General features: G+C 67.5%; 1 protein-coding gene. It reads right to left on the bottom strand.

Going from position 1 to position 594, the window contains the following annotated elements; genetic code table 11:
• Positions 1–594, bottom strand: a 594-nt coding sequence (locus NA4_RS38500; RefSeq protein ID WP_157129610.1) for a condensation domain-containing protein, incomplete at both ends; no start/stop codon positions are given.

The following is a 594-nucleotide window of genomic DNA, read 5'->3' as shown; positions in this document are numbered from 1 at the left end:
CCGGACGCGGGCGGTCCGCAGGCAAATCCAGCTTCTCCGGCAGGTCCGCCAACCGGTTACGCCAGAACCCGATCTGACGAGCCAGAATCGAATCCGGATCGTTCTCCCCGCCCAGGGTTTCGCGTTGCCACAACGTGAAATCCGCATACTGCAACGGCAACGGCTCCCACCCCGGAGCCGCGCCTCCCACGCGAGCCGAATACGCGGTCATCAAATCCGCGGTCAACGGCAGCATCGAGGAACCGTCCGCGGCGATGTGGTGCACCACGCACACCAGCACGTGCTCGGTCTCGCTCAGCCGCAGCAGACGCAACCGGATCGGCGGGGCTGCCGTGACATCGAAACCTGCACCCACCACCGCCGCTGTGGCCTCGAGGATCTCGGCTTCGGTGACCTCCAGCACCGGCAGCTCCGGCACCGCCACCGGCTCCGAAACCGCATACACCCGTTGGCTACCCACACCATCGTGCTCCGGGTAGCTGGTGCGCAGTATCTCGTGCCGCGCCACCAGGTCCCCGATCGCCGCGCGCAGCGCGGCCACGTCCAACGCACCGCTCAACCGCACCGCCAGCGGAATATTGTTGCTCGCGCCGG

This window comes from Nocardia amamiensis NBRC 102102 (genome assembly GCF_001612745.1).
Lineage (GTDB): Bacteria > Actinomycetota > Actinomycetes > Mycobacteriales > Mycobacteriaceae > Nocardia > Nocardia amamiensis.
Note: the sequence above shows the minus strand (reverse complement) of the source record. Positions and strands in the feature narration are given on the sequence as shown.